Source organism: Sorangium sp. So ce1036 (assembly GCF_051369805.1).
GTDB classification, from domain to species: Bacteria; Myxococcota_A; Polyangia; order Polyangiales; family Polyangiaceae; genus Sorangium; species Sorangium cellulosum_F.
This window is the reverse complement of the sequence record NZ_JBBMOX010000001.1, coordinates 5,556,515-5,582,508: the sequence shown is the minus strand read 5'-3', so window position 1 is coordinate 5,582,508 and position 25,994 is coordinate 5,556,515. Positions and strand designations below refer to the sequence as shown.

The 25,994-nt window shown below is 73.1% G+C and carries 18 protein-coding genes; 10 read left to right on the top strand and 8 right to left on the bottom strand.

All coding sequences use genetic code 11. From position 1 onward, the window contains the following. Nucleotides 1–541 precede the first annotated feature (541 nt). Nucleotides 542–1,015 (top strand): SRPBCC family protein, encoded by a 474-nt coding sequence (locus WMF31_RS21095; protein ID WP_436603676.1) that lies wholly within the window; start codon nt 542–544, stop codon nt 1,013–1,015. A gap of 153 nt (nt 1,016–1,168) precedes the next feature. On the opposite strand, the gene WMF31_RS21090 is transcribed toward WMF31_RS21095, so the two are convergent. After that, complete coding sequence (locus tag WMF31_RS21090; protein ID WP_436603675.1) at nt 1,169–3,787, bottom strand: efflux RND transporter permease subunit; 2,619 nt, start codon at nt 3,785–3,787, stop codon at nt 1,169–1,171. 154 nt (nt 3,788–3,941) lie between these two features. On the opposite strand from WMF31_RS21090, the gene WMF31_RS21085 reads away from it, so the two are divergent. Next, nucleotides 3,942–4,607, top strand: coding sequence for an HAD family hydrolase (locus WMF31_RS21085; protein ID WP_436603674.1), 666 nt, complete (start codon nt 3,942–3,944; stop codon nt 4,605–4,607). Between the two features lie 91 nt (nt 4,608–4,698). On the opposite strand, the gene WMF31_RS21080 is transcribed toward WMF31_RS21085, so the two are convergent. Both WMF31_RS21080 and WMF31_RS21075 read right to left on the bottom strand, forming a co-directional pair. Continuing rightward, nucleotides 4,699–5,550, bottom strand: coding sequence for a hypothetical protein (locus WMF31_RS21080; RefSeq protein ID WP_436603673.1), 852 nt, complete (start codon nt 5,548–5,550; stop codon nt 4,699–4,701). Between the two features lie 32 nt (nt 5,551–5,582). Further along, nucleotides 5,583–6,665 carry a fatty acid desaturase family protein gene (locus WMF31_RS21075; RefSeq protein WP_436603672.1) on the bottom strand — a complete coding sequence of 361 codons (1,083 nt, stop codon included), beginning with the start codon at nt 6,663–6,665 and terminating at the stop codon, nt 5,583–5,585. A 399-nt stretch (nt 6,666–7,064) separates the two neighbouring features. Here WMF31_RS21075 and WMF31_RS21070 point away from each other — a divergent pair, with 399 nt between their 5' ends. Continuing rightward, entirely contained in the window at nt 7,065–7,859 is a 795-nt protein-coding gene (locus WMF31_RS21070; RefSeq protein ID WP_436603671.1) for a fatty acid desaturase, read from the top strand. A gap of 255 nt (nt 7,860–8,114) precedes the next feature. Here WMF31_RS21070 and WMF31_RS21065 read toward each other — a convergent pair whose 3' ends face one another. Beyond that, nucleotides 8,115–8,939, bottom strand: coding sequence for a hypothetical protein (locus WMF31_RS21065; RefSeq protein ID WP_436603670.1), 825 nt, complete (start codon nt 8,937–8,939; stop codon nt 8,115–8,117). Between the two features lie 32 nt (nt 8,940–8,971). Then, nucleotides 8,972–9,397 (bottom strand): EVE domain-containing protein, encoded by a 426-nt coding sequence (locus WMF31_RS21060; protein WP_436603669.1) that lies wholly within the window; start codon nt 9,395–9,397, stop codon nt 8,972–8,974. A gap of 893 nt (nt 9,398–10,290) precedes the next feature. Between WMF31_RS21060 and WMF31_RS21055 the strand changes: the two genes are divergently transcribed. The 3 genes from WMF31_RS21055 (at nt 10,291) to WMF31_RS21045 (ending at nt 16,928) form a co-directional block, all read left to right on the top strand. Continuing rightward, the gene (locus WMF31_RS21055; protein ID WP_436603668.1) at nt 10,291–11,349 is read left to right on the top strand and encodes an OmpA family protein; all 1,059 of its coding nucleotides are present in this window, start codon (nt 10,291–10,293) and stop codon (nt 11,347–11,349) included. 195 nt (nt 11,350–11,544) lie between these two features. After that, nucleotides 11,545–14,394, top strand: a complete 2,850-nt coding sequence (locus WMF31_RS21050) for a peptide ABC transporter substrate-binding protein (protein WP_436603667.1) — start codon at nt 11,545–11,547, stop codon at nt 14,392–14,394. Between the two features lie 200 nt (nt 14,395–14,594). After that, nucleotides 14,595–16,928, top strand: a complete 2,334-nt coding sequence (locus WMF31_RS21045; protein WP_436603666.1) for a peptide ABC transporter substrate-binding protein — start codon at nt 14,595–14,597, stop codon at nt 16,926–16,928. A 46-nt stretch (nt 16,929–16,974) separates the two neighbouring features. On the opposite strand, the gene WMF31_RS21040 is transcribed toward WMF31_RS21045, so the two are convergent. After that, the gene (locus WMF31_RS21040) at nt 16,975–17,994 is read right to left on the bottom strand and encodes a sigma-54 interaction domain-containing protein (protein ID WP_436603665.1); all 1,020 of its coding nucleotides are present in this window, start codon (nt 17,992–17,994) and stop codon (nt 16,975–16,977) included. Between the two features lie 152 nt (nt 17,995–18,146). Between WMF31_RS21040 and WMF31_RS21035 the strand changes: the two genes are divergently transcribed. After that, nucleotides 18,147–19,922: a phosphoenolpyruvate carboxykinase (GTP) gene (locus WMF31_RS21035; RefSeq protein WP_436606579.1), complete on the top strand. Its 1,776-nt coding sequence runs from the start codon at nt 18,147–18,149 to the stop codon at nt 19,920–19,922. 62 nt (nt 19,923–19,984) lie between these two features. Then, a complete protein-coding gene (locus WMF31_RS21030) occupies nt 19,985–20,338 on the top strand; it encodes a hypothetical protein (RefSeq protein ID WP_436603664.1) in 354 nt (117 codons plus the stop codon). 46 nt (nt 20,339–20,384) lie between these two features. On the opposite strand, the gene WMF31_RS21025 is transcribed toward WMF31_RS21030, so the two are convergent. Continuing rightward, on the bottom strand, nt 20,385–21,092 hold the full coding sequence (locus WMF31_RS21025; RefSeq protein ID WP_436603663.1) for a glutathione S-transferase N-terminal domain-containing protein: 708 nt from the start codon (nt 21,090–21,092) through the stop codon (nt 20,385–20,387). Between the two features lie 135 nt (nt 21,093–21,227). Here WMF31_RS21025 and WMF31_RS21020 point away from each other — a divergent pair, with 135 nt between their 5' ends. Beyond that, nucleotides 21,228–23,618 (top strand): glycoside hydrolase family 31 protein, encoded by a 2,391-nt coding sequence (locus WMF31_RS21020; RefSeq protein WP_436603662.1) that lies wholly within the window; start codon nt 21,228–21,230, stop codon nt 23,616–23,618. Nucleotides 23,619–23,621: 3 nt separating this feature from the next. Here WMF31_RS21020 and WMF31_RS21015 read toward each other — a convergent pair whose 3' ends face one another. Next, entirely contained in the window at nt 23,622–24,725 is a 1,104-nt protein-coding gene (locus WMF31_RS21015) for a polysaccharide lyase (protein WP_436603661.1), read from the bottom strand. A 204-nt stretch (nt 24,726–24,929) separates the two neighbouring features. Here WMF31_RS21015 and WMF31_RS21010 point away from each other — a divergent pair, with 204 nt between their 5' ends. Further along, nucleotides 24,930–25,898, top strand: coding sequence for a quinone oxidoreductase family protein (locus WMF31_RS21010; protein WP_436603660.1), 969 nt, complete (start codon nt 24,930–24,932; stop codon nt 25,896–25,898). The last annotated feature ends 96 nt before the right edge of the window (nt 25,899–25,994 follow it).

Below are 25,994 nucleotides of genomic sequence, written 5' to 3'. Positions count from 1 at the left end.
GGGGGGGCCGCCCGCCGGGGGTCCAGCGGAGTGCAGCCGTTGGGAGGGGGCCGCCCGCCGGGGGTCCAGCGGAGTGCAACCGTTGGGAGGGGGCCGCCCGCCGGGGGTCCAGCGGAGTGCAACCGTTGGGAGGGGCCGCCCGCCGGGGGTCCGCAACGGATCGCGTCTGCGCGAGGGGCCGTCCGCCGGGGGTCCGCAACGGATTGAGTCCGTCGGGAGGGCCTGCCGCCGGGGGTCCGCAACGGATCGCGTCCGTCGGGAGGGCCTGCCGCCAGGGGTCCGCAACGGATCGCGTCTGCGCGAGGGGCCGTCCGCCGGGGGTCCGCAACGGATCGAGTCGGCGCGAGGGGCCGTCCGCGGGGGTCCGCAACGGATCGAGTCGGCGCGAGGGGCCGTCCGCCGGGGGTCCGCAACGGATCGCGTGCGCTGGAGCGATCCTTCCCGTGCGCACGCCGCCGTGACGAGCGCGCGGACTCACCTGATAGCATCGCTCCACGATGCGGGTCGCGTGTCGCGCCCGCGGCACCGGGAGGAGGGATCCATGATCGAAGCGCGCTATCACGTCTACGACTCGGCGGTGCTGGACGCCCCCATCGAGGAGGTCTGGCAGGAGATCCGCGACGTCACGAAGCTCATCCCCATCGTCTTCGGAGACAGCGTCAAGGAGTACGGCTACGTCGACGGCGGCTCCGCGGAGAAGGTGCCGTCGCGGTTCGCGTTCACGCTCGCCTCGGGGGAGAGATCGGTGGAGGAGGTGGTCGCGCGCTCCGAGACCGAGCGCTCCGTTACCTACCGGCTCCACGGGCAGATCTTCGGCATCGAAGGGTACACCGGGACCTACCGCCTCCGGCGCATCACGACCGAGCCGGGCAAGACCTTCCTCGAGTTCCCACGGGAGTTCGGCGTCGCGGCGGGCAACGATCCCGCGCAGGTCGTCCCGTCCCTCGCCGCGCTCACCGCGAAGGAGGTCGCGACGATCAAGGCGTACTTCGCGAAGCGCCGCCGCGCCGCCTGACCCGGCCGCCGCGCCGCCTGACCCGGCCGCCGCGCCGCCTGACCCGGCCGCCGCGCCGCCTGACCCGGCCGCCGCGCCGCCTGACCCGGCCGCCGCGCCGCGGACGTCGCGGCGCGGGCGGCGGCCTCCCGAGCGCGCCGCGCGCCGGCGCGCTCAGGTCGTCGAACGGCCGACGGCGAGGAAGCTCCGGGCGCCCTTCGGGAGCTTCCGGTCGAGCCAGAGCAGCGCCGACGGCAGCACCAGCACCGCGGCGAACAGGCAGGCGAGCTCGCCGATGACCGCCGCGATCCCCAGGCTCCGCACCGCGTGGTTCTGCGAGCGCACGAGGGCCAGGTAGCCCAGCGCCGTCGTGAGGCTGCAGAGGATCACGGCGCCGCCCGTCTCCCGCACCGCCGTCAGCGCGCCCCCCGCCCCCTCGCGCGCGTACCTTTGGACGATGTTCACGGCGTAGTCGACGCCGATCCCGAACGTCAGCGGCAGGGCGATGAAGTTCAGGAAGTTGAGCTTCACGTCCATCGCCACGAGCAGCCCCGCCATCCACGAGACGCCGACGAGCAGCGCCGCGAGCACCGCGAACGCCGGGCGGCCGCCCCGGAAGGCGATGAGCACGACCAGGACCGTCGCGGCGAGCGAGAAGACGACCGCCGGCGGCACGTCGTCGATCACCGCGGCCCACATGTCCGCATAGATGACGGCGCGCCCCGAGCCGCGCACGACGCTGCCGTCGGGGAGCCGCGTCTCGCGGTACGAGTCCGCCCAGCGGAACAGGTAGTGCGCGTCGTGCACGCTCTCCGGCGAGATCGGGCTGATGTAGACGATGCGCCCGCGCGTCCCGTCCGTCTCCGTGAAGGCGCGCGCCACCCCCGCCGGCAGATCGGCGATCCCGAACGGCGCGAGATCGTCCGGCGGGATCACGGCCTGGATCCGGCCCCAGTCGTCGTCGCCGATGAGGCCGCGCTTCCTCGCCCGCACCACGCGATCCTTGATCTCCTGGAGCAGCGGGATCTTCGCCTCCTGGTCCGCCGGGACGAAGTCCTGGAGGGCGTAGATCTCCTTGAACGGCTCCTCGCCCTCCGGCGCCGCGTCGCGCCGCGCGTAGAGCGCGGCCCGGAGCGGCTCGACCTGCTCGGGCCGATCGACGAGGATCGCCATGCCGTCGGTGCCCACGTAGCCCGTGATCTCCTCCGCGAGCGCGGTCAGGCGGATCTGCTCGGCGCGCGCTCTCTCGTCGTTGCGGAGGTTCCGGAGGTCGTACTCCATCGGATCCGCGCGCACGTAGGTGACCGTGGCGACGAGCCCGATCGCGGCCAGGGCGAGCCCCGCGATCGTGAGCCCGGCCGGGCTCCGCGCGGCGAGGCGCGCGAACGGCGCGCCGAACGCGACGCCGCCCTGGGCGCGCCGCCGGAGCCCGCCGAGCAGCCCCGACGACCCCTGATCGAGCGGGACGAGCCGCTCCATCACCGCGAGGAGGCTCGGCAGCGCGACGAACGTCGCGACCCAGCAGAGCACCATGCCGACGCCGCCGATCAGGCCGAAGTCGTGGAACCCGCGGAACTCGGTGACGAGCAGCGAGCCGTACGCGGCCGACGCCGCGCAGCCGGCGGTGAGCGTGGGCAGCCACGTCTCGCGGTGGGCGACGCGCACGGCCTCGAGCAGGTCCGCGCCGCCGCGGCGCGCCTCGAGGTAGCGGGCCATGTAGATGATGCCGAAGTTGATGCCGTTGCCCGCGACGATCGAGAAGAGGAACCCGGTCGCCATGTTGAGGTGGCCGATCGCGAGCTGCGTGACGCCGAACGTCCAGGCGACGCCGACGCCGATCGTGATCAGCATGGCGACGAGCATGCGCACGCGCAGGTAGTAGAGGAACACGACCGCGGCGATGAGCAGGGCGCCGGCGACGCCGACGTCGGTCAGGTCCTCGTTGATCGCCGCGTACTCGGCGATGCCGGTCGCCAGATCGCCGGCGAGGCCGTAGGTGATGCCGGGGTCGAAGGAGGCCGGGTTCACGCGGTCGACGACCTCGCGCACGCGCCGGATCGCCTCGGTGCCGGCGGCGAAATCGCTCGCGATCACCTTCGAGCGGATGGCGACCACGACGGTCTTGCCGTCCTTCGACTGGTAGTAGCCGTCGGGGTAGCGCCCCGCGTCGATCCCGCCGAGCCCGAGGCTCTGCTCGATCGAGCGCGCGTCGATCTCGGGCGGCGGCTCGTCGTCGTCGAGCAGCGCGCCGGTCGCCTTGTTGACCTCGTAGGCGTAGCGCGCCTCGATGTCGTCCCGGAGCTTCGTGAGCTTGTCGAGGCCGACGTAGAGCCCGGCGCGCGGCGAGAGGTAGCGGTAGGCGTCGTGCACGCCGTCCTCGACGCTGCCGACCCACGGCGGGCCGATCCGCTCGATCTCGGGCACGAGCGCGTCGGCCGCCCGCTGGAGCGCGCGGGCCTCCGTGCCCTCGCCGCCCTGCAGCACGACGAAGAGCGTGGACACGCCGGCCGTCTTGGCCGCGACCCGATCGAGCTCCTGCACGCTCGGGCGCGACGCGGGCAGGAGCGACGCGAAGCCGGTGAGCACGGTGAGCCGCGTCGCGAGCAGGACGGCGACGACCGTGAGGAGCCCGGTGAGGAGCAGCGGCAGCGCGGGCCGCTTCACCTGGAGCTCGGCGAGGCGCGCGGCGAAGCCGCCGCCCCTCGGGGCGGGCGGCGAGGGGCCGGGGGAGGGCGCCTGTGGGGTGGGCGACGGCGGGGTCGCCGTGGGCGGTTGCTTCTGCGGAGAGGACATGGAGGAGGTCAGGGATCCGGGGCTGAAGGCCGAAAGAAAAGAGAAGGAGAAGGGACGCGGGCCGCAGGACGGCGCCCCTTCTTAGGCTTCTTAGGGGACGGTTTCCCGGGGAACAGCGGAGCGCGGCCGGCGCGGGCGGTGTTAGGGTCGTGCCATGTCGTCATCACCACCGAAAAAAGCCGTTCTCTGGGATCTGGACGGGACCCTGATCGACTCCAGCGAGCTGCATTTCACCGCCTGGCGTGAGGCGCTCGCGGCCGAGGGGCGCACGTACGATCGCGTCGACCATGACGCGATGTTCGGGATGCGCAACGACGACATCCTGCGCCGCCTGGTCGATCCCGGGATCACCGAGGCCGAGATCGCCCGGATCGCGGGCGCGAAGGAGCGGCGCTACCGGGAGCTCGCCGCGCGCTCGGGGATCGAGCCGCTGCCCGGCGCGCGCGCGTGGCTCCGCGCGCTGCCGCAGCGGGGCTTCCGGATGGCGATCGCGTCGTCCGCGCCGCGCGAGAACCTCGACGCGATCCTCGCGGCGACCGGGCTCACGGGCGCGTTCGACGCGGTGATCAGCAGCGAGGAGGTCTCGCGCGGCAAGCCGCACCCCGACGTCTTCCTCCGCGCGGCCGAGCGCGTCGCGGTCCCGCCGGCCCGGTGCGTCGTCGTGGAGGACGCGCCCGCGGGCGTGCTCGCCGGCAAGCGCGGCGGCATGAGGGTCATCGGCGTGGGCCCGCGGCACGCGGAGCTCGGCGCCGATCGCTCGGCCGAGCGGCTCGACCAGCTCCCGGAGGACGCGTTCGACCGGCTGATCGAGCGGGGCTAGGGGCGCGCTCGCGGGGCGGCGGGACAGCGCCTCCGCGGCCCGTCACCTCGGACGCGGCGGGCGCGCAGCAGGCTCGACCTCCGGCGCGAGCTCAGCGCGAAGCGACCGCCCGCGGGGCCTCGGCCGCGCGCGGGCGGAGCCAGCGGCCGCGCGCGAGCGCCGCGGCCGGCGTCCGCGCGGCGTCGCGGAGGGCGGTCCCGAGCGGCTGGACCAGCAGGAAGAAGGCGAGGCAGAGCGCGCCGCCCACGGCGCTCAGCGGCCCGAAGCGCGGCTCGGACAGCGCGAGCGCGGTGCAGCCGAGGAGCGCGCCGACGATGCCGGCCACGCCGAGCGACAGCAGCGCGCACCGCGACCGGCACCACGCCCGCGGATCCACGCTGGACACGAGGGACGGGCGCATCCGCAGCGCGCCGTCCGCGCCCCGCGCCGCCGCGCCGAGCAGCCACACCGGCGTGCCCGCGCGGATCGTGACCTCGACCGTCCTGGAGAAGCCGCGCGGCCGGCGCGCGTGCTGATAGGCCTCGTCGAACCGCGCGTCCGATGGACAGGCGGACGCCGCGCGGACCTCGGCCGGCGACACCCAGACCTCGCCCGCCGCGACCGGCTCGATCGCGATCTCGCGCCCCTCCGAGACGACGACGCCGCCGTGGATCTCGCCGGCGTGGCCGCGATCGGCGAAGGCGATCGCCTCGCGCGCGCCCGCCTCGGCCCCGGCGCGGCCCACCTGATCGATGCGGTGCGCGGCGAGCGCGCCGCCCTGGCCGTCCCCGCGGAGGACGCGCGCCGAGAGGAGCGCCTCGCCCCCCTCCTGCGCCGCGCCCCGCCCCTGACGGCTCGGGCCGAGCCGGCGGAGCAGGGCCGCCACGGCGGCGCGCTGCTTGAGCGCGGCCGCGACGATGAGCAGCGTGTTCACCCAGACGATGGACAGGGCGAGGACGCCCATGATCTCTCTCGACAGCACGCGGCGCGCTCCGGCTAGACGGTGGCTGCCTCGGCCTCGGCCCGGCGGTGATCGCGGGGCGCGAGGTCGATGGGCGGGGCAGAGCGCTCGGCCCGCGCCACGTCACGCGGCGCGGGCCGGTCGAAGCGGAGCACGTAAGTCCGGAGCAGGTAGCCGACCATGCTCGGCTCGTCGAGGGCCGGGTCGATCCGCGGCTCGACCTCGCGCCGGTGCGCCTCGGCGAGCGCGGACCAGTGCAGGCCAGCCCGGTTGTGGTGGATCGTGTGGTAGCCGTTGTTGCACATGATCCAGTTGAAGGCGCGGCCGACGAAGTTGCGCGAGTGGTTCCACTCGCTCGCGGTGTCGCACCCGTCGTGCTGGATGAGGTTGATCCGGAGGATGCAGCGCGCGCCGTAGAGCTGCGGGAGCACGACGAAGAACAGCGCGGTCCAGAAGTCGACGACGAGGAGCGCCCCGGTGAGGCCGAACGCGAAGACCATCTCGGCCAGGTATTGCCGGACGAACTCGCGCCGGCCGGCGAGCGCCTTCCAGCGCGCGACGCCGGCGAAGGTGTTCGGCCCGGCCACGTTGGGGAAGTGGATCAGGTTGAGGAGGTTCCAGCGAAACGACACGTGCTCCGGCGCGGCCCAGTCGGGCTGGCCGTCGTCGTCGAAGTGGTGATGAACCAGGTTGTGCGAGGGGATGTTGGCCGACGCGGGGTAGAGCGCGCCGAAGCTGAGCACGCAGCGCCAGAGCATGTTCAGCCGGCGGCTCCGGAAGATGCCCTGGTGCAGGTGGTTGTGGATGACCACGGCGTTGAGGAAGCTCAGGCCGCACGCCGCGGCGAAGCAGACGACATTGCGGCACGCCGGCGCGCAGAACATCGCCGCGAGCAGGCCGAGGTAGGCGGCGACGATCCCGATCTGGCGCCACTCGGCCGGGTGCTTCACGAGCCACGGCTCGCGGTGAGCGCCGCCGGGCAGGCCGCGCGCGGCCGCGGCCCCGTGCCCCGCCGGCTCCACCGGAGAGGACGATCCGCCCATCGTGCGAAGCGCGACAGCGCCGCAGCGCTCCCCGTCGCTGCCCGATTTCGGCTGTGAGACGACTTCGTCTGTCACGCTCCCGTCAGTATCATCCCTGCCCACGTCAAACAATGTTCAGGGGCGCCGCGCACGGTCGCGTCGCCTCGCTCGATTGCCTCCGGATGCGAAGCGCACTTCGCATCGCGCCGGACGCGCGCTGAATTCGCACTGAAATCGAGCGGCGCCGGAAGCGCCACGGACGCTCCCCGCGCGAGAGCGCGACGCGCGCGACGAAATCGAGCGATGTGCGTCGGGCGCATGGACGGGAACGAGAGACTGGTGTATTCGAGCTACCTCGATAGCCGTCGGTCCGATCCAGGCGGCGTTGGCCCGGGGCGCGGGGGAGCTGCGTGAGGCCGTCTCGGCGCTGGCGTGCGTCGCCCCTGGCGCGGGAGGCTTGAGCTCGTGTCTGCCATCGTTTCTACGCTGACGTCCTTGCCGTTCACTCAGCTCCGTCGCAATCGTTATTTTTATCTCTATTACGACGGCTTTTACGCGGTCGCGTGCGCGACGTTCCTCCTGTGGATGTGGCTCGGCGGGCGCGGGCCGCTGATCGAGCGATGGGACCATCGCTTCTGGCTGCTCCTGCCGCTGGTCTGCCACGCCCAGATCCTGTGCAGCGTGTTCATCCACAACGCGACACACAACAACTTCCCCCGGCCGATCAACCGGCTCGTCGGAGAGCTCTGCGGGATCGTGGTGCTCACGCGCTTCGCCTCGTGGGAGGTCATCCACCAGCGCCACCACCGCTACTCGGATGACGTCGACAGGGATCCGCACCCGGTCGTGCCGGGTTACTGGGCGTTCCTGGTGAAGACGGTGGTGAACGTCGAGCGCCAGCTCCAGCGGATCTACTTCGAGCTCCACGGCGACACGCCGGAGAACCGTCGCTACGAGCGGCGGCGCGCCTACGTGAGCTATGTGACGAACCTGCTGCTCATCGCGTGCTGGTACGTCTTCCTCGGCCCGATCGGGTTCTTCTTCTTCTTCGTGCCCGCGTCGATCGTCGGCTTTCTGCACCTCGTGCACTTCAACTGGTCGACGCACAACGCGTCCTCGCCGGACAGGGACGTCAGGCCGGTGAACCTGAACCACGGGGTTTACCGGATCGGCAACCTCCTCTGGCACGGCATCTACATGCACGCGAACCACCACAAGCGCGCGGGCATGTTCAACCCGGCCAGGCTGCAGCCGGGGCTGCCGGTCACGAAGGTCGGTCGCGGCGGCTAGTCGAGGCGGCTGGTCGCGGCAGCTCGCAGGTCGTCGCCCACGTCCTCGTCGCGGATCGGGGTGGGGGATGAGCCTGGGAGGCCGCGCGCTGGCACTACAGTTGCCCCGGATCAGCAGAAGAGCCGCCAAGGCGCCGAGGACGCCAGGAGGAGAGGGGGAGGGCCGTCCCAGCATTTCCCCCTCCTATTCCCCTGATTTCTTGGCGCCCTTGGCGGCATGGCGGTTCGTTTTCCAGGCCGACTCCTCGCAGTAGAGCTAGTTGCCCTGCGGCGGCTTGCCCGCGCCGCCTGCGCCCGCGTCCGCCGCTCCCGCCGCGGCTGCCGGCTTCGCACCTGCCGAGCCCGCCGGCGCAGGCGAGGCTGCCGGCTTCGCACCTGCCGAGCCCGCCGGCGCAGGCGAGGCTGCCGGCTTCGCACCTGCCGAGCCCGCCGGCGCCGCGGGGGCCGCCGGCGGCGCGCCCGCCGAGCTGGCCGGCGCGGCCGAGGCCGCCGCCGCGGCGTCCGCGCTCCCCGCGTCGGACGGCGACAGCTCGGCCCCGGCGTCGGACGGCGCCGGGTCGGCCCCCGCGTCCGGCGCGGGCGGCGGATCGGCCGGCGGCACCTCGCTCTCCCAGCACGCAGGCTTCGGCGGCGCCGCGAAGCGGACCGTGCGCGACGCGGGATCGCCCTTCCTCGTGACGAGCTTGTCGGTCTTGTACACCGTCGCGTTGCCGCACGCGTACTCGGCGGTGTCCCGCGTCTCGTGGGCCAGCGTGAGCGGCCGCGGGGCGCGCTCGTTCTCGCACTGCGCCCACTCGACCTCGTACTCGGCGTCCGCGTCCTGGAGCAGGATGCGGCTCGCCGGCTGGTCCTTCGTCCGGCGCCCGTGGAGCGTCGCCCGGGCCACCGGATCCTTGCCGTCGAGCACCGTCAGCGTGACCGGGAAGCGAAGGCTCCCGCGCATGGCCGAGCGCGTCGCGCCGATCTCGAAGTCGGGGCAGACCGGCTCGCCCTCGATCGGCGACGGCGTGGGCGGGCCGCCGCACGCGGCGCTGCAGACGAAGAGGAGGGCGAGGGCTCGGGCTCCGGGGCGGACGTTCACGCCGGGATTAGTCGTTACCCCGGGGCCTCGCGTCAAGCGATCTTGGTCTTGCCCAGCTTCAGCACGCGGTCGAAGTGCTCCTTCAAGACGGGCACCACGCTCAGGCGCGACCGCTTCAGGAGCGGCATCTCCGTGAGCGACTCGTCGCCCCGGATCGTGTCGAGCGTCACCTGCACCCGGAGCGGCGCGACGGGCTCGATGTCCACGACGCTCCAGTCCTCCTCCGCGTCGGCGGTCGGATCCGGGTACGCCGCGCGCTTGACGCGCGCCACGCCCGCGACCGACTTGCCCTCGTTCGAGTGGTAGAAGAGCACGAGATCGCCCTCCTTCATGGCCCGCATGTTGTTGCGGGCCTCGAAGTTCCGGACGCCGTCCCATATCGTCTGGCCGTCGCGCACGAGCTGCGCGAACGAATATTTCTTGGGCTCGCTCTTCATCAGCCAGTAACGGCGAGGCATGCACGGATCTCCAGGAAAGGCATGAGGGCAGCGCCGGTCAGGAAGGCGCGCTCCCATCCTCGACGACAGTCCGTCGCGTTGGCCGGCTACCCTAGCACCGCGCGTCCACCCGGTGAGCACGATCTTGACGCCGCCGGGCGGACCCCTCCGACGCGCTCGCGCGCAGACGAGGGCCGCCGAGGCGCGATGCGCCTGCCGCCCCGGGATGGCGGCGCGTGACGCGGTCGAGGCAGTGGACGCGCGGCGCGCCGGTGCGCGGAGCTCGCCGCGGGCGCCGGTGCGCGGAGCTCGCCGCGGGCGCTGGCGGCCGAGGCACTGGGGCCCGTCGCCCCGGAGCGGACCGGGCCGGAGGAGACCGGCGCGCGGCCCGCGTCCCAGTACGTCCGGAAGGTGGCGCCGCCGCTGACATCGAAACCCGCGGGAGCGCTTCCTGACACGACGACGAAACCAGCAGGCACGGTGAGGGTGTAAAATGGCATGCCTGAGGAGCGGAGATATCGAGGCCGCTCCGGCGATCGATCCCTGATCCAGGAATCGACAGCGGCATCCGCCCCGCTCTGGCGCAGTCCCCGCAGCGCGGCGGTCTCCCGCTCAGGAGACGGGCCCGGATCGGCGCCTTCGGCGCGAATGCGCGCGAAAGGGCGCTGAGCACCGAAAATGTCGCGGTGGACCCGTATCCGAAGCGGGTGACCGCCGCTCTGGCGAGCTGCGCTATCGCTTCCCGTGTCGGGAGTGACCCGACAAGGTGTCCGACATTGTGGTGAATCAATGCGCTTCGCCCTGGTTTTGCCTCTCGCAGTTTCGGGCGTGGTCGTCTAAACACGTTGGCGCTCGGCGCGAGAACGACGCCAAGGAGAGGAGCCCGAACGATGCGAACCACGAGATGGCTTGGAATGGCATTCGCAGTATCGCTGCTCGCCGCGAACGCCGGCTGCGCGGGAGAGCCCCAGATGCAGGCCCCGGCGAAGGCGCCCGCGCCGCCGCCCCCGCCCGCGCCGCCGCCCCCGCCGCCGCCCCCTCCGGACGCGGACGCGGACGGCGTGCTCGACGACGGCACGGACAAGTGCGTTGCCGAGAAGGAAGACGGCCTGCCGCCCGACCCCAGGGACGGCTGCAAGTCGAGCGATCCGGACGGCGACGGCATCGTGGCCGAGGCCGACAAGTGCCCGAACGAGGCCGAGGTCAAGAACGACTACAAGGACGACGACGGTTGCCCCGACGTCGCGCGGGTCATCGTCGCCGGGCCCGCGGTGCAGCTCAACGAGCCGATCGCCTTCGTCGAGGGCAAGGCCGACATCGAGCCCGCCTCGCAGGACCTCCTCGCCGCCATCGCCAAGGCGATGAAGGACAACCCGCAGATCCAGTTCGTCGAGATCGCCGTGCACTCCGAGAAGGCGGGAACCGACTGGAACACCGTGGCGCTCACGAAGAAGCGCGCGGACGCGGTCGTGAAGGCGCTCGTGGCGCTCGGCGTCGAGAAGAACCGGATGAGGGCCGCCGGCTACGGGGCGTTCTGCGCGGTCGATCCGGCCGACACCCCGGAGGCGAAGGCGAAGAACCGCCGCGTCGAGATCAAGATCATGCGGCTCGACGGCACGGACACCGGCGTCGAGCTCGCCTGCGCCACGGCCAAGACCAAGGGCCTGAGGCCCGCCGGCGTGCCCGCCTCCGCGCCGAAGGGCGCCGCGAAGCCGGCCGCCGCGAAGCCCGCGGACGCGAAGGGCGCCGCGAAGCCGGCCGCCGCGAAGCCCGCGGACGCGAAGGGCGCCGCCCCGGCGAAGCCCGCGGACGCGAAGGGCGCCCCCGCCGCGAAGCCCGCGGACGCGAAGCCCGCGGGCGCGGCGCCGGCCGCGGCGAAGCCCGCCGAGCCGAAGCCCGCGGACACGACGCCGGCGGCGATGAAGCCCGCCGAGCCGAAGCCCGCGGAGACCAAGCCCGCTAGCGTGAAGTAGGCGCGGCGCGAGGGCGGGGCCGCTGCCCTGCCTGCGCGCGCGGCGGCGATCACGCCGTCGAGCGCCTCCTTCGCGCGCCGCCGGCGCTCGGGCTCCGGCAGCGCGCCGGCGGCGCGCAGGCCCTCGATCTGCGCGCACAGCGCGGCGCGCGCGCCGGAGGGCGGCTCGCCGGCGAGCGCGGCCGCCGCGGCCTCGATGAGCAGCGCGGTCGCCGCCGCGTCGGCGTCCTCCGCCATCCACCGATCGACGAACCCGGGCTGCTTCGCGAGCTTCGCGAGGAGGTCCCAGCGCCCCGCGCGCGCGGAGAGCTCCGTCGCGAACAGCACGACGTTCAGGTTGCGGCCGAGATCCGGCAGGGCGCGGGTCTCGTCGTCGAGCGCGAGGAGGTCGTCGACGACCGCGTCGTCGAGCGCGGCGCAGGCGCGGCAGCTCGCCGACGACGTCCGCGATCCGCAGCGAGAGGGCGAGGGGGTAGGCGTCGCAGGCGGGCGCTTCGTGGCCGCCGAGATCGCGCGCCGCGCGGGTGCACGGGAGCGGGCCGGCGACCACGGCGAGCGAGCGGGCGGTGCGCGCGACCAGCGGGCGAGCCGCGGGCTTCCTGGCGGTGGGCGGCCGTGCTACCTCCGCGGGATGCAGCGGCGGGCTTCAGGGCGACGGGGGGCCGGCGGCGGCCGGGCCGCGGGGAGCGCCGGCCTCCTTTCGCTCGGCATCCTGGCCGCCTCGCTCGCGGCGTGCGGCGAGCGCGAGGGCGGGTATGCCGGGACGATCTCGCGCGTCGGCAAGGACGCGGCGACCCTCTACGTCAACAACGGCTCGGAGCCGGAGTACCTCGATCCAGGAAAGACGAACGACTCGGCGAGCAACACCCTCGTCCAGCAGATGTTCGAGGGGCTGACGGCGTACGCGCCGGGCGACCTGCACCCGGTGCAGGGGGTGGCGACGCGGTGGGAGCAGAGCGACGACAACCGGATCTTCCGGTTCCACCTGAGGCCCGAGGCGCGGTGGTCGGACGGCAAGCCGGTGACGGCGCACGACTTCGAGTACGCGTGGAAACGCGTGCTGCGGCCGAAGACGGCCTCGCTCGCGGCGACGAACCTGCACGTGCTGAAGAACGGCGAGCTGTTCAACCTGGGCAAGCTCAAGGCGCTGCGCGAGGCCGCCCCGCTGCGCGCCGCGCCCCGGCCCGACGCGCCGCCTGCGCTCGACCTGCCGCGCGGGGCGTTCGTCGTCGTGCTGGCGCGCTCGCCGATCCAGGTGGACACCGCGGTCGCGCCGCTCGCCGCGGTGCCCGAGGGCGCCGCCGCGGTGACGTTCACGAAGGGCGACGGGAAGGCCGGGAGCGGCGGCGAGGTCGACCGGATCGCGTTCGACGGGGCCGCGGGCGGCGCCGCGCCGCTCGCGGCCGCGCCCGGCGGCGGCTGGCAGGGCGCCGTGGTCGACATCGTCCGCGCCGGGCCGCCGTGCACCTGCAACGGCGCGGCCGACCGCTGGTTCGAGCTCGAGCGGGGCGGCGCGCGCGGCTTCCTCCCGGGCTGCGCGCTCACCCCGGGCGCGGCGGCGGCCGGCGGGGGGAGCGCGGGCGCGGCGCCGCGGGGCGAGCCGTACGCGCTCGTCATGCCGCACGCGAGCCTCCCGACGTACGACGCCGCCGCGCCGCCGGCAGCGGCGCAGGGCGAGCCCCAGGTGGGCTTCGTGCCCGACGCGCTCCTCGTCGAGGACGACCGCGCCGTCGGCGTCCGCGCCACCGACGACCTCACGCTCGAGGTCGAGCTCGAGCAGCCCACGCCCTATTTCACCGATCTCACGAGCTACACGACGCTCTTCCCCGTGCGCAAGGACGTCATCGAGGCGTTCGAGCGGCGCGGCGAGCCGGAGCTCTGGTTCCGCCCCGAGAACATCGTGGTCAACGGGCCTTACACGCTCGACGAGTGGAAGTTCCGTTACGAGATCACGATGAAGCGGAACCCGATGTACTGGGACCGCGACAAGCTGAAGATCCACCGCATCGTGTGGCTGGAGATCGAGCAGTACAACGCCACGTTGAACCTCTACAAGGCGGGAGACATCGATTACCTCGGCGACAACGCCTCCCTCCCGGCCGAGCACATGACGTGGCTGTCGACCAAGAAGGATTTCCGGCGGTACGCCTACCTCTCCACGTACTGGTACGAGTTCAACACGAGGAAGCCGCCGGTGAACGACGTCCGCGTCCGGTGGGCGCTGAACCTCGCGGTCGACAAGCGGCAGATCGTCGAGAAGATCACGCGCGCGGGGCAGATCCCGGCGACGCACTACGTCCCGGAGTACACCGGCTCGGGCTACGCCGACGCGGTCGCCGAGGACCGGCGGCGCGGGGTCGATCCGTTCTCGTCGCCGGACGTCGCATTCAACCCGGAGCGCGCCCGCGCGCTGCTCGCGGAGGCGGGCTACGAGGTCGTCCGGGAGGGCGACGGGTTCCGGGCGAACGGCTTCCCGCCGCTCGAGATCCTCTACAACACGTCCGAGGGGCACAAGCAGATCGCGGTCGCCATCCAGGACATGTGGAAGCGTCACCTCGGCGTCTCCGCCACGCTGCGGAACGAGGAGTGGAAGGTGATGCTCAAGAACGTGCGCGACGGCAACTTCCAGGTCGTGCGGTTCGGCTGGGGCGGCGAGTACAACCACCCGGCGACGTGGCTCGGCACCTTCCTCTCGTACAGCCCGCAGAACCGGACGGGCTGGGCCGACCGCGAGTTCGACGAGATGATGCGCGCCGCCGCGGCGACCGCCGACCCGCGGGAGAGCATCCGGCTCTTCCGCAAGGCGGAGCAGCGCGCCGTCGACGGCATGGCCAAGATGCCGCTCTACTTCTACACGAAGTCGACGCTGCTGAAGCCCTGGGTCAAGGGGTTCGAGGGCAACGCGCGGGGCATGCAGCACGTGCGATGGCTCTGGATCGACCCGGCCTGGCGCGACAACCCGTCGAACGAGGTCGCGGTTCCGCTGCTCGAGTTCCCGCCGCCCGGGCGGCTCGGGCCGCCCCTGGCCGGGCCGGCCGCGCCCTGATCGGGGCGCGGGCGCTCCCAGCCGAGCGCGCCGGGGGTGGGGGCACGCTGGGGGCTCACCGGAGGGGCTGGAGTGCAGGCGAGCCACAAAAGGGGCTCGCCGGAACGCAAGCCCCGGAGGTGAGCCCCCAGCGTGCCCCCACCCCCGGCGCGCCGCCGCCGCTTGCCGTCGCCGCTCGGGTTGCGGGATATTCGGAGAGGATGGGATACGCCTCCGACCCACCTCGCGGCCTTCCTGGCGTGGCGGGCGCCGCGGCTGCGCCCTGGCTCGCTTTCGCGCTCGCGGCCTGCTCCGGCGGCGACGAGGCCTACGTCGGGACGACGGCGCGCACCGGCAAGGACGCCGCGACCTTCTACGTCAACAACGGGGACGAGCCGGAGACCCTCGATCCCGCGCGGGCCGTCGACTCCGTGAGCATCGCGCTGCTCCAGCAGATGTTCGAGGGGCTGACGACGTACGCGCCGGGCGACCTGCACCCGGTGCAGGGGGTGGCGACGCGCTGGGAGCAGAGCGACGACAACCGGATCTTCCGGTTCCACCTGAGGCCCGAGGCGCGGTGGTCGGACGGCAAGCCGGTGACGGCGCACGACTTCGAGTACGCGTGGAAACGCGTGCTGCGGCCGAGGACGGCCTCGCTGGCGGCGACGAACCTTCACGTGCTGAAGAACGGCGAGCTGTTCAACCTGGGCAAGCTCAAGGCGCTGCGCGAGGCCGCCCCGCTGCGCGCCGCGCCCCGGCCCGACGCGCCGCCCGCGCTCGACCTGCCGCGCGGGGCGTTCGTGGTGGTGCTCGGCCGCTCGCCCGCGCGGACGATCGCGGCGGTGGCGCCCCTCGCCGCGCCGCCGCCCGGGGTGACCGCGGTGGCCTACGCCGCGCCCGACGAGGAGACCGGCGCCGGCGCGCGGCTCTCGTTCGAGGCGGCCCCCGGCACGGCCCCGCCGCCGGCGCCCGTCGCCCCGGCGCCGGGCAGCGGGTGGCGAGGGGCCTCCGTCTCGCTCCTCGCCGCCGGGCCGCCCGTCGCCTGCAACGGCGCGGCCGATCGCTGGTTCGAGGTGGAAGGGCCCGCGGGGCGTGGCTTCCTCCCGGGCTGCCTGCTCGAGCCCGCGGAGGACGCCGCGTACGCGCTGGTCGCGCCCCACGCGAGCCTGCCCACGTACGACCCTGCGCGGCCTGAGGCGGCGCCGCCCCAGGCCGCGGCGACCGGGTTCATCGCCGCGTCGGCGCTCGTCGAGGACGACGGTGCCGTGGGCGTGCGCGCCCGCGACGAGCGGACGCTCGACGTCGAGCTGGAGCAGCCGACGCCCTACTTCCTCGATCTCACGAGCTCGGCGACGCTCTTCCCCGTCCGCCGCGACGTCGTCGAGCCGTTCGAGGCGCGCGGCGAGCCGGGGCTCTGGTTCCGCCCCGAGAGCATCGTGGTCAACGGGCCTTACACCCTCGATGCGTGGAAGTTCCGTTACGAGATCACGATGAAGCGGAACCCGGCGTACTGGGCCCATGACGCCCTCAGGATTCACCGGATCGTCTGGATGGAGATCCCGCAGTACAACGCCGCGATGCAGCTCTACAGGGCGGGAGATCTCGATTACCTGGGCGACAACACCTCGCTCCCGTCCGAGCACCTCGGCTGGCTCTCCGGGAAGAAGGATTTCCGGCGCAGCGAGTACCTCTCCACCGTGTATTACGAGCTCAACACGCGGAGGCCGCCGCTCGATGACGCGCGCGTGCGGTGGGCGCTGAACCTCGCCATCGACAAGCGAACGCTCGTCGAGAAGATCACGCGGACAGGGACGCCCGCGACCCATTACGTACCTGACATCACGGGATCCGGGTACGCCGAGCAGGTGGCGGAGGACAGGAGGCGCGGCGCGGATCCGTTCGCGCGCGCCGAGGTCGGCCATGATCCGGCGCGCGCCCGCGCGCTGCTCGCCGAGGCGGGCTACGAGATCGTCCGCGAGGGGGACGGGCTCCGCGCCAGGGGCTTTCCGCCGATCGAGGTCCTTTACAACACGGGGGAGGGGCACGGCCAGGTGGCCGTGGCGATCCAGGACATGTGGAAGCGCCACCTCGGCATCTCCGTGACGCTGCGCAACGAGGAGTGGCGGGTGATGCTCGACAACCTCGGCGACGGGAACTTCCAGGTGATCCGCCTGGCCTGGTACGCCGATTACAACCATCCGCACACGTGGCTCGGGACGTTCCTCTCGTACAGCTCCCAGAACCGGAGCGGCTGGGCGGACGCGGAGCTCGACGAGATGGTCCGCAAGGCCGCCGCCGTCGCGGATCCGAGGGAGAGCATCCGGCTCTACCGCGCGGCCGAGCGGCGGGCGCTCGACGGGATGTGCCGGATACCGCTCTACTTCGAGGAGAAGCCGACGCTGGTGAAGCCGTGGGTCCGGGGGTTCCTCCCCAACGCGCGGAACACGCAGCTCATGCGGTGGCTCTGGATCGATCCCGACTGGCAGAGCAAGCCGGCCGGCGCGCCCCCGCCGGCGCCGGAGCTGCCCCCGCCAGGCCGGCTCGGGGGGCCGTAGCGCCGCGCCGCGACCGCCGCCGGGCCGCGCGCGGCCCGGGGGGCGGTCAGGACGCCGCGGGCGCGGCGTGGACGGCCTGATTCCGCCCCGCCAGGTGGCGCTGAACGGTCCGGAGGCTGATCCCGAGCCTCGCCGCCGCCCGCGAGCGGTTCCCGCCCTCCAGCGAGAGCGCCGCGTCGAGGATCTTCCCGATCGACTCGTCCAGCGTGGCGTCGAGCGAGATCTCGATCACGCGACGGCCGCCGGCGCGCGCCGCGGGGGCGGCCTCCCTGACCTGGGCCAGGTGGCGGAGCCCCCGCGGGAGGTCGTGCACCCGGACCTGCTTGCCCGCGCGCAGGAGCGTGACCAGCTCGATCACGTTGCGCAGCTCGCGGACGTTGCCCGGCCAGTCGTGCCGGCGCAGCGCCGCCATGGCCGCCCGCGTCATCCGGGCCGGCGGCGTCCCGTGCTTGGCCGCGAGCTGCTGCAGGAACAGGTGAACGAGCGGCGGCAGATCCGCCTGGCGCTCCCGCAGCGGCGGCACCTGCAGCGCGACCCCCTGGATGCGATAATAGAGGTCTCCCCGGAAGCGCCCGGCCTTCACCTCCTCCTCCAGGGGGCGCAGCGTCGCGCAGACGATGCGGGCGTCCACGGAGATCTTCTCGGTGCCGCCCACGCGCATGAACTTCCGGTTCTCCAGGAAGCGAAGCAGCTTCGCCTGGACCGACACGGGCATCTCGCCGATCTCGTCGAGGAAGAGCGTGCCGCCGTCCGCGACCTCGATCTTGCCCCGAGTCCGGCCGGCGGCTCCGGTGAAGGCGCCCCGCTCGTAGCCGAAGAGCTCGCTCTCGAAGAGCGGCTCCGGGACCGCGGCGCAGTTGATCGGGATGAACGGGCCCGAGCGCCGGTGCGAGAGATCGTGGATCCGGCGCGCGAGGACCTCCTTGCCGGTCCCGCTCTCGCCGACGAGCGAGATCCCCACCTCCTTCGGCGCCACCGTCCGGAGGACGCGATCGAGATCCCGCATCGCCGACGAGCGCATCACGGGCTCGATCACCACGTCAATCTGTCGCAACCTGCGGCCCATGCGGACAGTATGCGCGACACCCTGTCGTAGGGCCAGCCGGCCGTCGCGAAGGGCGGCTACCGGGCGAGCCTTTCCGGACCGCGCGACGGAGAATTCGACGTGGCATCGATGTTGCTCTTTCGCGACGCGTCGTGCCGAGCGCCCTCGAGGCCGTGAAGAGGCACTTCCAGGAAAGAAAAAGGATGCAATACGACGATCTCGACGCCTGGGTGCTCTCGGTCGCAACGCACGTCCGCCCCTCGAGCATTCACTGGTGCGACGGCACGGACGCGGAGATGAGGTGGCTCCAGAAGCAGATGGTCGCGAAGGGCGCGCTCCACCCGCTCGACCCCGGAAGGTATCCGCGGAGCTATCTGCACCGCTCCGATCCGGCGGACGTGGCCCGCGCCGAGGACCGGACGTTCGTCTGCACGCCGCAGCGGGACGACGCGGGGCCGACGAACCGCTGGATGTCCGAGGACGATGCGCAGCGCGTCGTGTGGCCGCTGTTCGCCGCGGCGATGGCGGGCCGGACCCTGTACGTGGTTCCCTATCTCCTGGGTCCCCGCAACTCGAAATACTGCCGCGTCGGGGTGGAGCTCACGGACAGCCCTCATGTCGTCGCGAGCCTCCGGCTCCTGACGCAGATGGGGAAGGAGGCCTTGCGGCACCTCGACGGCTCGCCGGACCTCGTCCGGGGCGTTCACAGCCTCGGCGACCGCTCGCCCGACCGCCGGTACGTCGTCCATTTCCCCTCGACGAGGACCATCTGGAGCCTCGGCTCGGGCCACGGGAGCAACGCGCTCCTCAGCAGGGAGTGTCACGCCCTCCGCATCGCGAGCGCGCAGGCGCGGCAGGAGGGGTGGCTCGCGGAGCACATGAGCGTCCTGGGGGTGACGAGCCCCGAGGGAAAGAAGCGCTACGTGGCCGCGGCCTTCCCGGAAGGCTGCGGGAAGACGGCGCTCTCGACGCTCGTCCCGGACCTGCCCGGCTGGAAGGTGGAGACGGTCAGCGATCACGCCGCCTGGCTGCACGTGGGAGACGACGGGCAGCTCCACGCGATCAACCCGGAGGTCGGGATGTCCTGCCGCGCGCCCGGGACGAGCCTGAGATCGGATCCCCACGCGAGGCAGCTCCTCGCCCACGATGTCCTGTTCACGAACACCGCGCTCCGTCAGGACGGGACGCCGTTCTGGGAGGGCATCGGCGACGAGCCCGGGCCGGGGATCGTCGACTGGCGCGGGCGCCCCTGGCAGGCCTCCTCGCCCGAGCGCGCGGCGCACCCCGACGCGCGGTTCACGGTCGCGATGGCCCAGTGCCCCACGGTGGGGGACGGAATCCTCGATCCCAGGGGCGTGCCGATCTCGGCGATCCTCTTCGGCGGCCGTCGCGCCAGGGTGGCGCCGCTCGTGTACGAGGCGACGAGCTGGGAGCAGGGCGTGTACATCGGCGCCACCCTGGTCTCGGACACGGCCGAGGGCGCCACGGACGCGGCCCCGGCGCCGCGGCACGACCCGATGGCGATGCTCCGCTTCTGCGGTTACAACATGGGCGATTACTTCGCCCACTGGCTGTCCGTCGGCGGGAGGATGCTGCGGCCGCCGCGCGTCTTCCACGTCAACTGGTTCCGCACCGACGAGCGGGGCAATCTCCTGTGGCCCGGCTTCGGGCACAACGTCCGTGTCCTCAAGTGGATCCTCGGGCGCGTGGAGCGGAGCGCCGCGGCGCGGCTCACGCCGATCGGGTACGTCCCCACGGAGCTCGACCTGTCGGGCCTCGATCTCTCCGACGATCACGCCCAGCGGCTGCACGAGGTCGATCTCCGCGCCTGGTCCGAGCAGGCGGCCCGGAGCGAGGAGTTCCTCGGGCGGTTCGGGAGGCGCTTGCCGGAGGCGCTTCGACGGGAGCACGAGGGCCTCGTCCGCCGGCTGAAGGTGGCCTCGAACTGATGGCACGGGGAGACGGAGCGATGCTCTCCAGCGCTCGAAGGCGGCGGGGCGAGCCACTCCACGTGGTCATCGTGTCCGATAACCCCGAGACGCTGGACGGCCTGCAAGCGTACCTCCAGCGCGCGGGCGTGACGGCGTACGTGACGCGCCAGCTGCAAGCGGCCGTCGTGGCCAGCGCCGCCATCTCGGCCGTGGTGGTCTTCCCGGACGACTACCCCGCGGCCGAGGTCGAGGCGGCGGTGGAGCGCATCACGCGAGACCGCCCCGGCGTGCTCTCCGTCCTGGTGACCGGGACGCCGCAGCGCTTCGAGGCGCTGCGGGTCGGGACGAGCGCGCGCGTGATCCCGACCATCATCCCGAAGCCGGCCTGGGGGTGGACGATCCTCGACACCATCCGCGCGCTCCTGGAGCCATGACTCGGCCGTTCCCAGGTGCGCCACGGCCGCGCCCGCAGGCGGGCGGTCACGTCTTGCGTGACGGAACGCCCAGCCCGCGCTCCACCGCCGGCCGCGCGGCGAAGGCGTCGAGCACGCGCTTCACCTCCTCGAAGGCGTCGAACCCCACCAGCTCCCCCGCGCCGTAAAAGTCCACGAGGCTGCGCACCCACGGAAAGATCGCGATGTCGGCGATGGTGTAGTCCTCGCCCATCACCCACGCGCGCCCGCGCAGACGGACGTCGAGGACGCCCAGCAGCCGCTTCGCCTCCGCCACATAGCGGTCGCGCGGCCGCTTGTCCTCGTACTCCTTGCCGGCGAACTTGTGGAAGAAGCCGACCTGGCCGAACATGGGGCCGATGCCGCCCATCTGGAACATCACCCACTGGATCGTCTCGTAGCGGCGCGCCGCGTCCCGCGGCAGCAGCTGCCCGCTCTTCTCCGCCAGATAGAGCAGGATCGCGCCGGACTCGAACAGCGCGAGCGGCTCGCCGCCCGGGCCCTGCGGGTCGAGGATCGCCGGGATCTTGTTGTTCGGGTTGAGCGAGAGGAACTCGGGCGAGAGCTGGTCGTTCGTGTCGAAGGCGACGAGGTGGGCCTCGTAGGGCAGGCCAGTCTCCTCCAGCGCGATCGACACCTTCACGCCGTTGGGCGTGGGGAACGAGTAGAGCTGGATGCGGTCGGGGTGCAGCGCGGGCCATTTGCGCGTGACGGGGAAGGAAGACAGATCGGTCATGCGGGATCCCTCGTTGTTGAAACCGCCAGTGTGAGCCTCCCCGGGCGGCGCGGGGCTGGACACAAGCCATGCCAACATCCGGGGGAGAAGGAAAGCCAAATTCGCTCCTGGGGGACAACGTACTAGACTCGCGCCATGCTCCTCACCGACGCCTCGATCGCCGGGGCGCGCGTGCTCCTCTGGGGCGCCCGCGCCGCGGTCGAGATCCGCTGTCCAGGCCCCGGCGTGCTGCGCGTGCGCCACGCCCCGCTGTCGTCCGTGGTGGGCTTCACCCACCCGGAGCTGCCCGACAAGCGCTCCTTCGCCGTGGTGGCCGGCGACGCGCTGCCGCTCCGCGCCCGCCGCGAGGGGGACACCGTCCGCGTGAGCGCCGAGGGCGCCTGTCTCGAGGTCGCGCTCGCCTCGGGGACGTGGGCCTTCAGCGATGGAGAGGGCCGCGTCCTCGCGCGCAGCGAGGCGGTCTCCGGCGAGGCGCGCCCGGCGTTCCCCCTGGACCAGCTCCGCACCCGGCTCTCGCTCGCGGCGCCGCCGGAGGAGGCCTATCTCGGCTTCGGCGAGAAGGTCGGCCCGCTCGACAAGCGCGGCATGCGCTTCACGTTCTGGAACACCGACGCGTTCCCGCCGCAGGTGGACACCGACCCGCTCTACGCCTCGATTCCCTTCTTCGTGGCCCTGCGCGGCGGGGTGGCCTGGGGCCTCTTCCTCGATGAGCCGTGGCGCTCGGAGGTCGATGTCGCCCTCGGCGACCCGGCCCGCCTCGAGTGGGAATCGCGCGGCCCCGAGCTCGACGTGTACCTCCTTTCCGGCCCGCACCCGGCCGACGTCGTGCGGAGATACACGGCGCTCACCGGGCGCCCGGCGATGCCGCCGCTCTGGAGCCTCGGCGCCCACCAGTCGCGCTGGGGCTACGAGAACGAGGACGACGTGCGCGGCGTCGTCCGCGGCTACCGGTCGCGCGGCCTGCCCCTCGACGTGATCCACCTCGATATCGATCACCTGGACGCGTACAAGGCGTGGACGTGGGATCGCGCGCGCTTCCCCGATCCGGCGCGGCTCGCGCGCGAGCTCGCGGCCGAGGGCGTCAGGGTGGTGACGATCGTCGACCCGGCCCTCAAGGCCGAGCCGGGCTATCCCGTCTACGAAGAGGCCCGCGCGCGCGATTACCTCGTGCGGCTGGATCGCGGCGACCCGCTCGTGGGAGAGGTCTGGCCCGATCCCGCGGTCTTCCCGGATTTCACGCGCGACGAGGTGCAGCGCTGGTGGGGAGATCTCCAGCGCTCGTTCCTCGACGCGGGCGTCGCCGGGATCTGGAACGACATGAACGAGCCGGCCTGCTTCTCGGTCCGCCCGGGCCGGGGCGTGCCGGGCCCGAGCGGCCAGCGCGCCTCGGGCCTCGGCCCGATCGAGGGCAGCACGCTCCCCGACGACGCGCGCCACGGCGCCCGGCGCCACCTCGAGGTGCACAACGTCTACGGGCTCGGCATGGCGCGGGCCGCGTTCGAGGGGCTCGCGCGCCACGCGCCGGACCGGCGCCCGTTCGTGCTCACGCGCGCGGCCTTCGCCGGGATCCAGCGCTACGCCGCGGTCTGGACTGGCGATTTCTCCAGCAATTTCACGCATCTGGAGGCGTCCATCGCGATGCTGCTGGGCCTCGGCCTCTCGGGCGTGCCGTTCACCGGCGCGGACATCCCCGGCTTCGTCGGCCGCGCGAGCGGCGAGCTGCTCGTGCGCTGGATGCAGGCGGGCCTGTTCTACCCGCTGATGCGCAACCACGCCGCCCGCGGCAGGCCGGCGCAGGAGCCGTGGCGCTTCGGCGAGCCGTACCTCGGCCTCGCCCGCGCCGTGCTCGAGCGGCGCTACCGGCTCCTGCCGACGCTGTACACGCTGATGTGGGAGGCGGCGGAGACGGGCCTGCCGGTGCTGCGGCCGCTCTGCTTCCTCGCGCCGGGCGATCGCCACGCGCTGCGCGCCGACGATCAGCTCCTGTTCGGCGACGATCTGCTGGTCGCGCCCGTGGTGCGGCCGGGGCAGTCGAAGCGACTCATGTACCTGCCCGACGGCGCGTGGGTGGATTTCGCGAACCTCGAGGGCTCGGGCAGGCGCGAGGAGGGCGGGCGACACGTCGTCGCGGACGCGCCGCTCGAGGTCGTCCCGGTGTGGCTCCGCGCGGGGGGCGCGGTGGCGCTCACGGCGCCGCGGATGCACACGACCCGCGCGAGCTGGGAGGAGCTCGTCTGGCACGTGCACGCGGCGCCGGTGGTGCGCGGCTGCCTGTACGAGGACGAGGGCGACGGCGACGGCGCGTCGCGCGTCACGCGGCTCGCGGGCGGCCTCGACGGCGCGACCTTCCACCTCGAGCGCCGCGCGGAGGGCGCGCTGCCGCTCGCGCGCGCGGTGGAGACGATCCGCATCCACGGACTGCCGCCGCCGCGCGCCGTCGCGGGGGCCAGGTCGCACCGCGTCCTCGAGGGAGCCGTCGAGATCGAGGTCGCGGCGGACTGGCAGCGGATCGAGGTCCGGAGCTGAGGGTCAGCGGCGCTCGCGCCGCCGCGCGAACGCGAGCGCGACGAGGAGGCCCGTGAGCGCCGCGGGCGCGGCGGGGGCCGCGGGCGAGGAGCCGACGCTGCACCCACCGTCGGAGTCCGCGTCCTCGGCGGGCGCGTCGCCGCCTGTGCCGGTGGAGGCAGAGGTGGAGGCGGCGGTCGCGGTCGGCTCGCCGCCGCCGGCCTCGCCGCTCGATCCGCCGACGCCGCTCGCGCCGCCGGTCTCGCCGCTCGATCCGCCGACGCCGCTCGCGCCGCCGGCGCCGCCGGTCTCGCCGCCCGATCCGCCGGTGTTCCCGGATCCTCCCGTCCCGTCCGCGCCGCCCGCGCCGCCGGCGCCGCCCGCGCCGCCCGCGCCCCCGGTGCCCTCGGTCGGCAGGGCGGGGCGGACATCCTCGAGGGAGTCGCCTTCCACCGCGTCATCGATGATCAGGATGGGGCTGTCCGTGAACTCGCTCGGATTGCGCAGCATGCCGAGCTGCGTGAAATGGGCGTTGTCGTCGGCGAGGGTCTGCGCGCTGCCCCCGGTGACGACCTGCTCGCCGTCGAACCACACGTCGACCGAGCCCTGCGCCGCGTTCTTCGACCACTTGATGCGCAGCGCGATGCGGTGCCACGCGCCGGGCGTGACCGCGTCGTCCGCCTGCCAGTGCACCTTGTTCTCCGGCTTGCGCGTCGCGAAGCTGATGCGCTGCCCCGTGACCTCGAAGGACATCACCTGGTTCCAGGTCTGATCGGACTCCCAGTACCCGATCTGCGTGGGCGGGTCCGCCGCCAGCGCCTCGGGGAGGTAGAAGCTCCAGGCGAAGTACGTCTCGGCGCCCTCGGCAGTGCGCGCGGCGGCCGGCTTGTGGTTCAGCTCGACGCGCTTGATGCCGTTGCCGGGCCACGTGGAATCGTTGGTGAGCTTGATCTGCCCCGCCCGCGTGCCCTGCAGGACAGGCGACGTCACCACGGAGATGTTCCTCTCGTTCAGGGTCGTCGACCACTGGGAGAGGTCGCCTGTCTCGAAGTCGCCGTTCCAGACCTGGGCCGCGGACGCCCCCGTCGTGACGCTCATGGCCAGCGCGGCGGCGGGCAAGGCGGGCAAGAAGCGCAGCCGCCGGGCGAGGAGAGCACGGCAGCGGGAAAGGAGGACAAGAGGTAGGGAAAAGTGAGCTGCTGAAGTCATCGGCGGATCCCATGCTGTTTCGGGCTGGACGTCAATCGGGAAGACCTGGCGCCCCACCACCGCGCGCCAGAGGGGACGCGGCGAGCCCGTTGACGGCCCGGCGCGCATCGACAACATGGGCGCATGCGCGCGATACGTCCGAAGGCGGCCGGCGGCCCCGAGGTGATGCAGCTCGAGGAGCTCCCCACGCCCGCGCCGGGCCCGGGAGAGGCCGTGATCCGCGTCGAGGCCGCGGGGGTCAACTTCATCGATACCTACCAGCGGAGCGGGCAGTACAGGACCGAGGTGCCCATCCCGCTCGGGCTCGAGGGCGCGGGCCGGGTCGAGGCCGTGGGGCCGGGCGTCACCGAGGTGAGGGAAGGGGACGAGGTCGCGTGGGCAGCGGGCCCCGGCTCGTACGCCACGCACGTCCGCATCCCGGTCGCGAGGCTCGTCCCCGTGCCGGCGGGCGTCGGCGCGAGGAACGCCGCGGCCGCGATGCTCCAGGGCCTCACCGCGCACTACCTCGTGCGATCGACGTTCCCGCTCGGGCCCTCGCACACGTGCCTGGTCCACGCGGCCGCGGGCGGCGTCGGCCTGCTCCTCTGCCAGATGGCGAAGCGGCTCGGGGCGCGCGTGATCGGCACCGCGTCGACCGACGCGAAGGCCCGGCTCGCGCGCGAGGCGGGCGCCGACGAGGTGATCCTGTACACGCAGGCCGATTTCGAGGCCGAGGCGCGGCGCCTCACCGGCGGCCAGGGCGTCCACGTCGTCTACGACGGCGTCGGCAAGGACACGTTCGCGAAGAGCCTGGGCGCGCTGCGCACGCGCGGCATGCTCGTGCTCTTCGGCCAGGCGAGCGGGCCCGTGCCGTCGTTCGACCCGCAGATCCTGAACCAGAAGGGCTCGCTCTACCTCACGCGGCCGAGCCTCGGGCACTACACCGCGACGCGCGAGGAGCTGGTCGGGCGCGCCGCCGACGTGCTCGGCGCGATCGACCGCGGCGAGCTGACGATCTCCGTCGGCGCCACGTACCCGCTCGCCGAGGCGGCCGAGGCGCACCGCGCGCTCCAGGGCCGCGCCACGACGGGGAAGGTGCTGCTGATCCCGTAACGTGGGTTGCGCGCTCAGGCGGCCAGGCCGGATGAGCAATACCCCTGTTGCGGGGGCGACTCGTGGCGGGCCGCCTCGGCGATAGCGCCGGCCGGC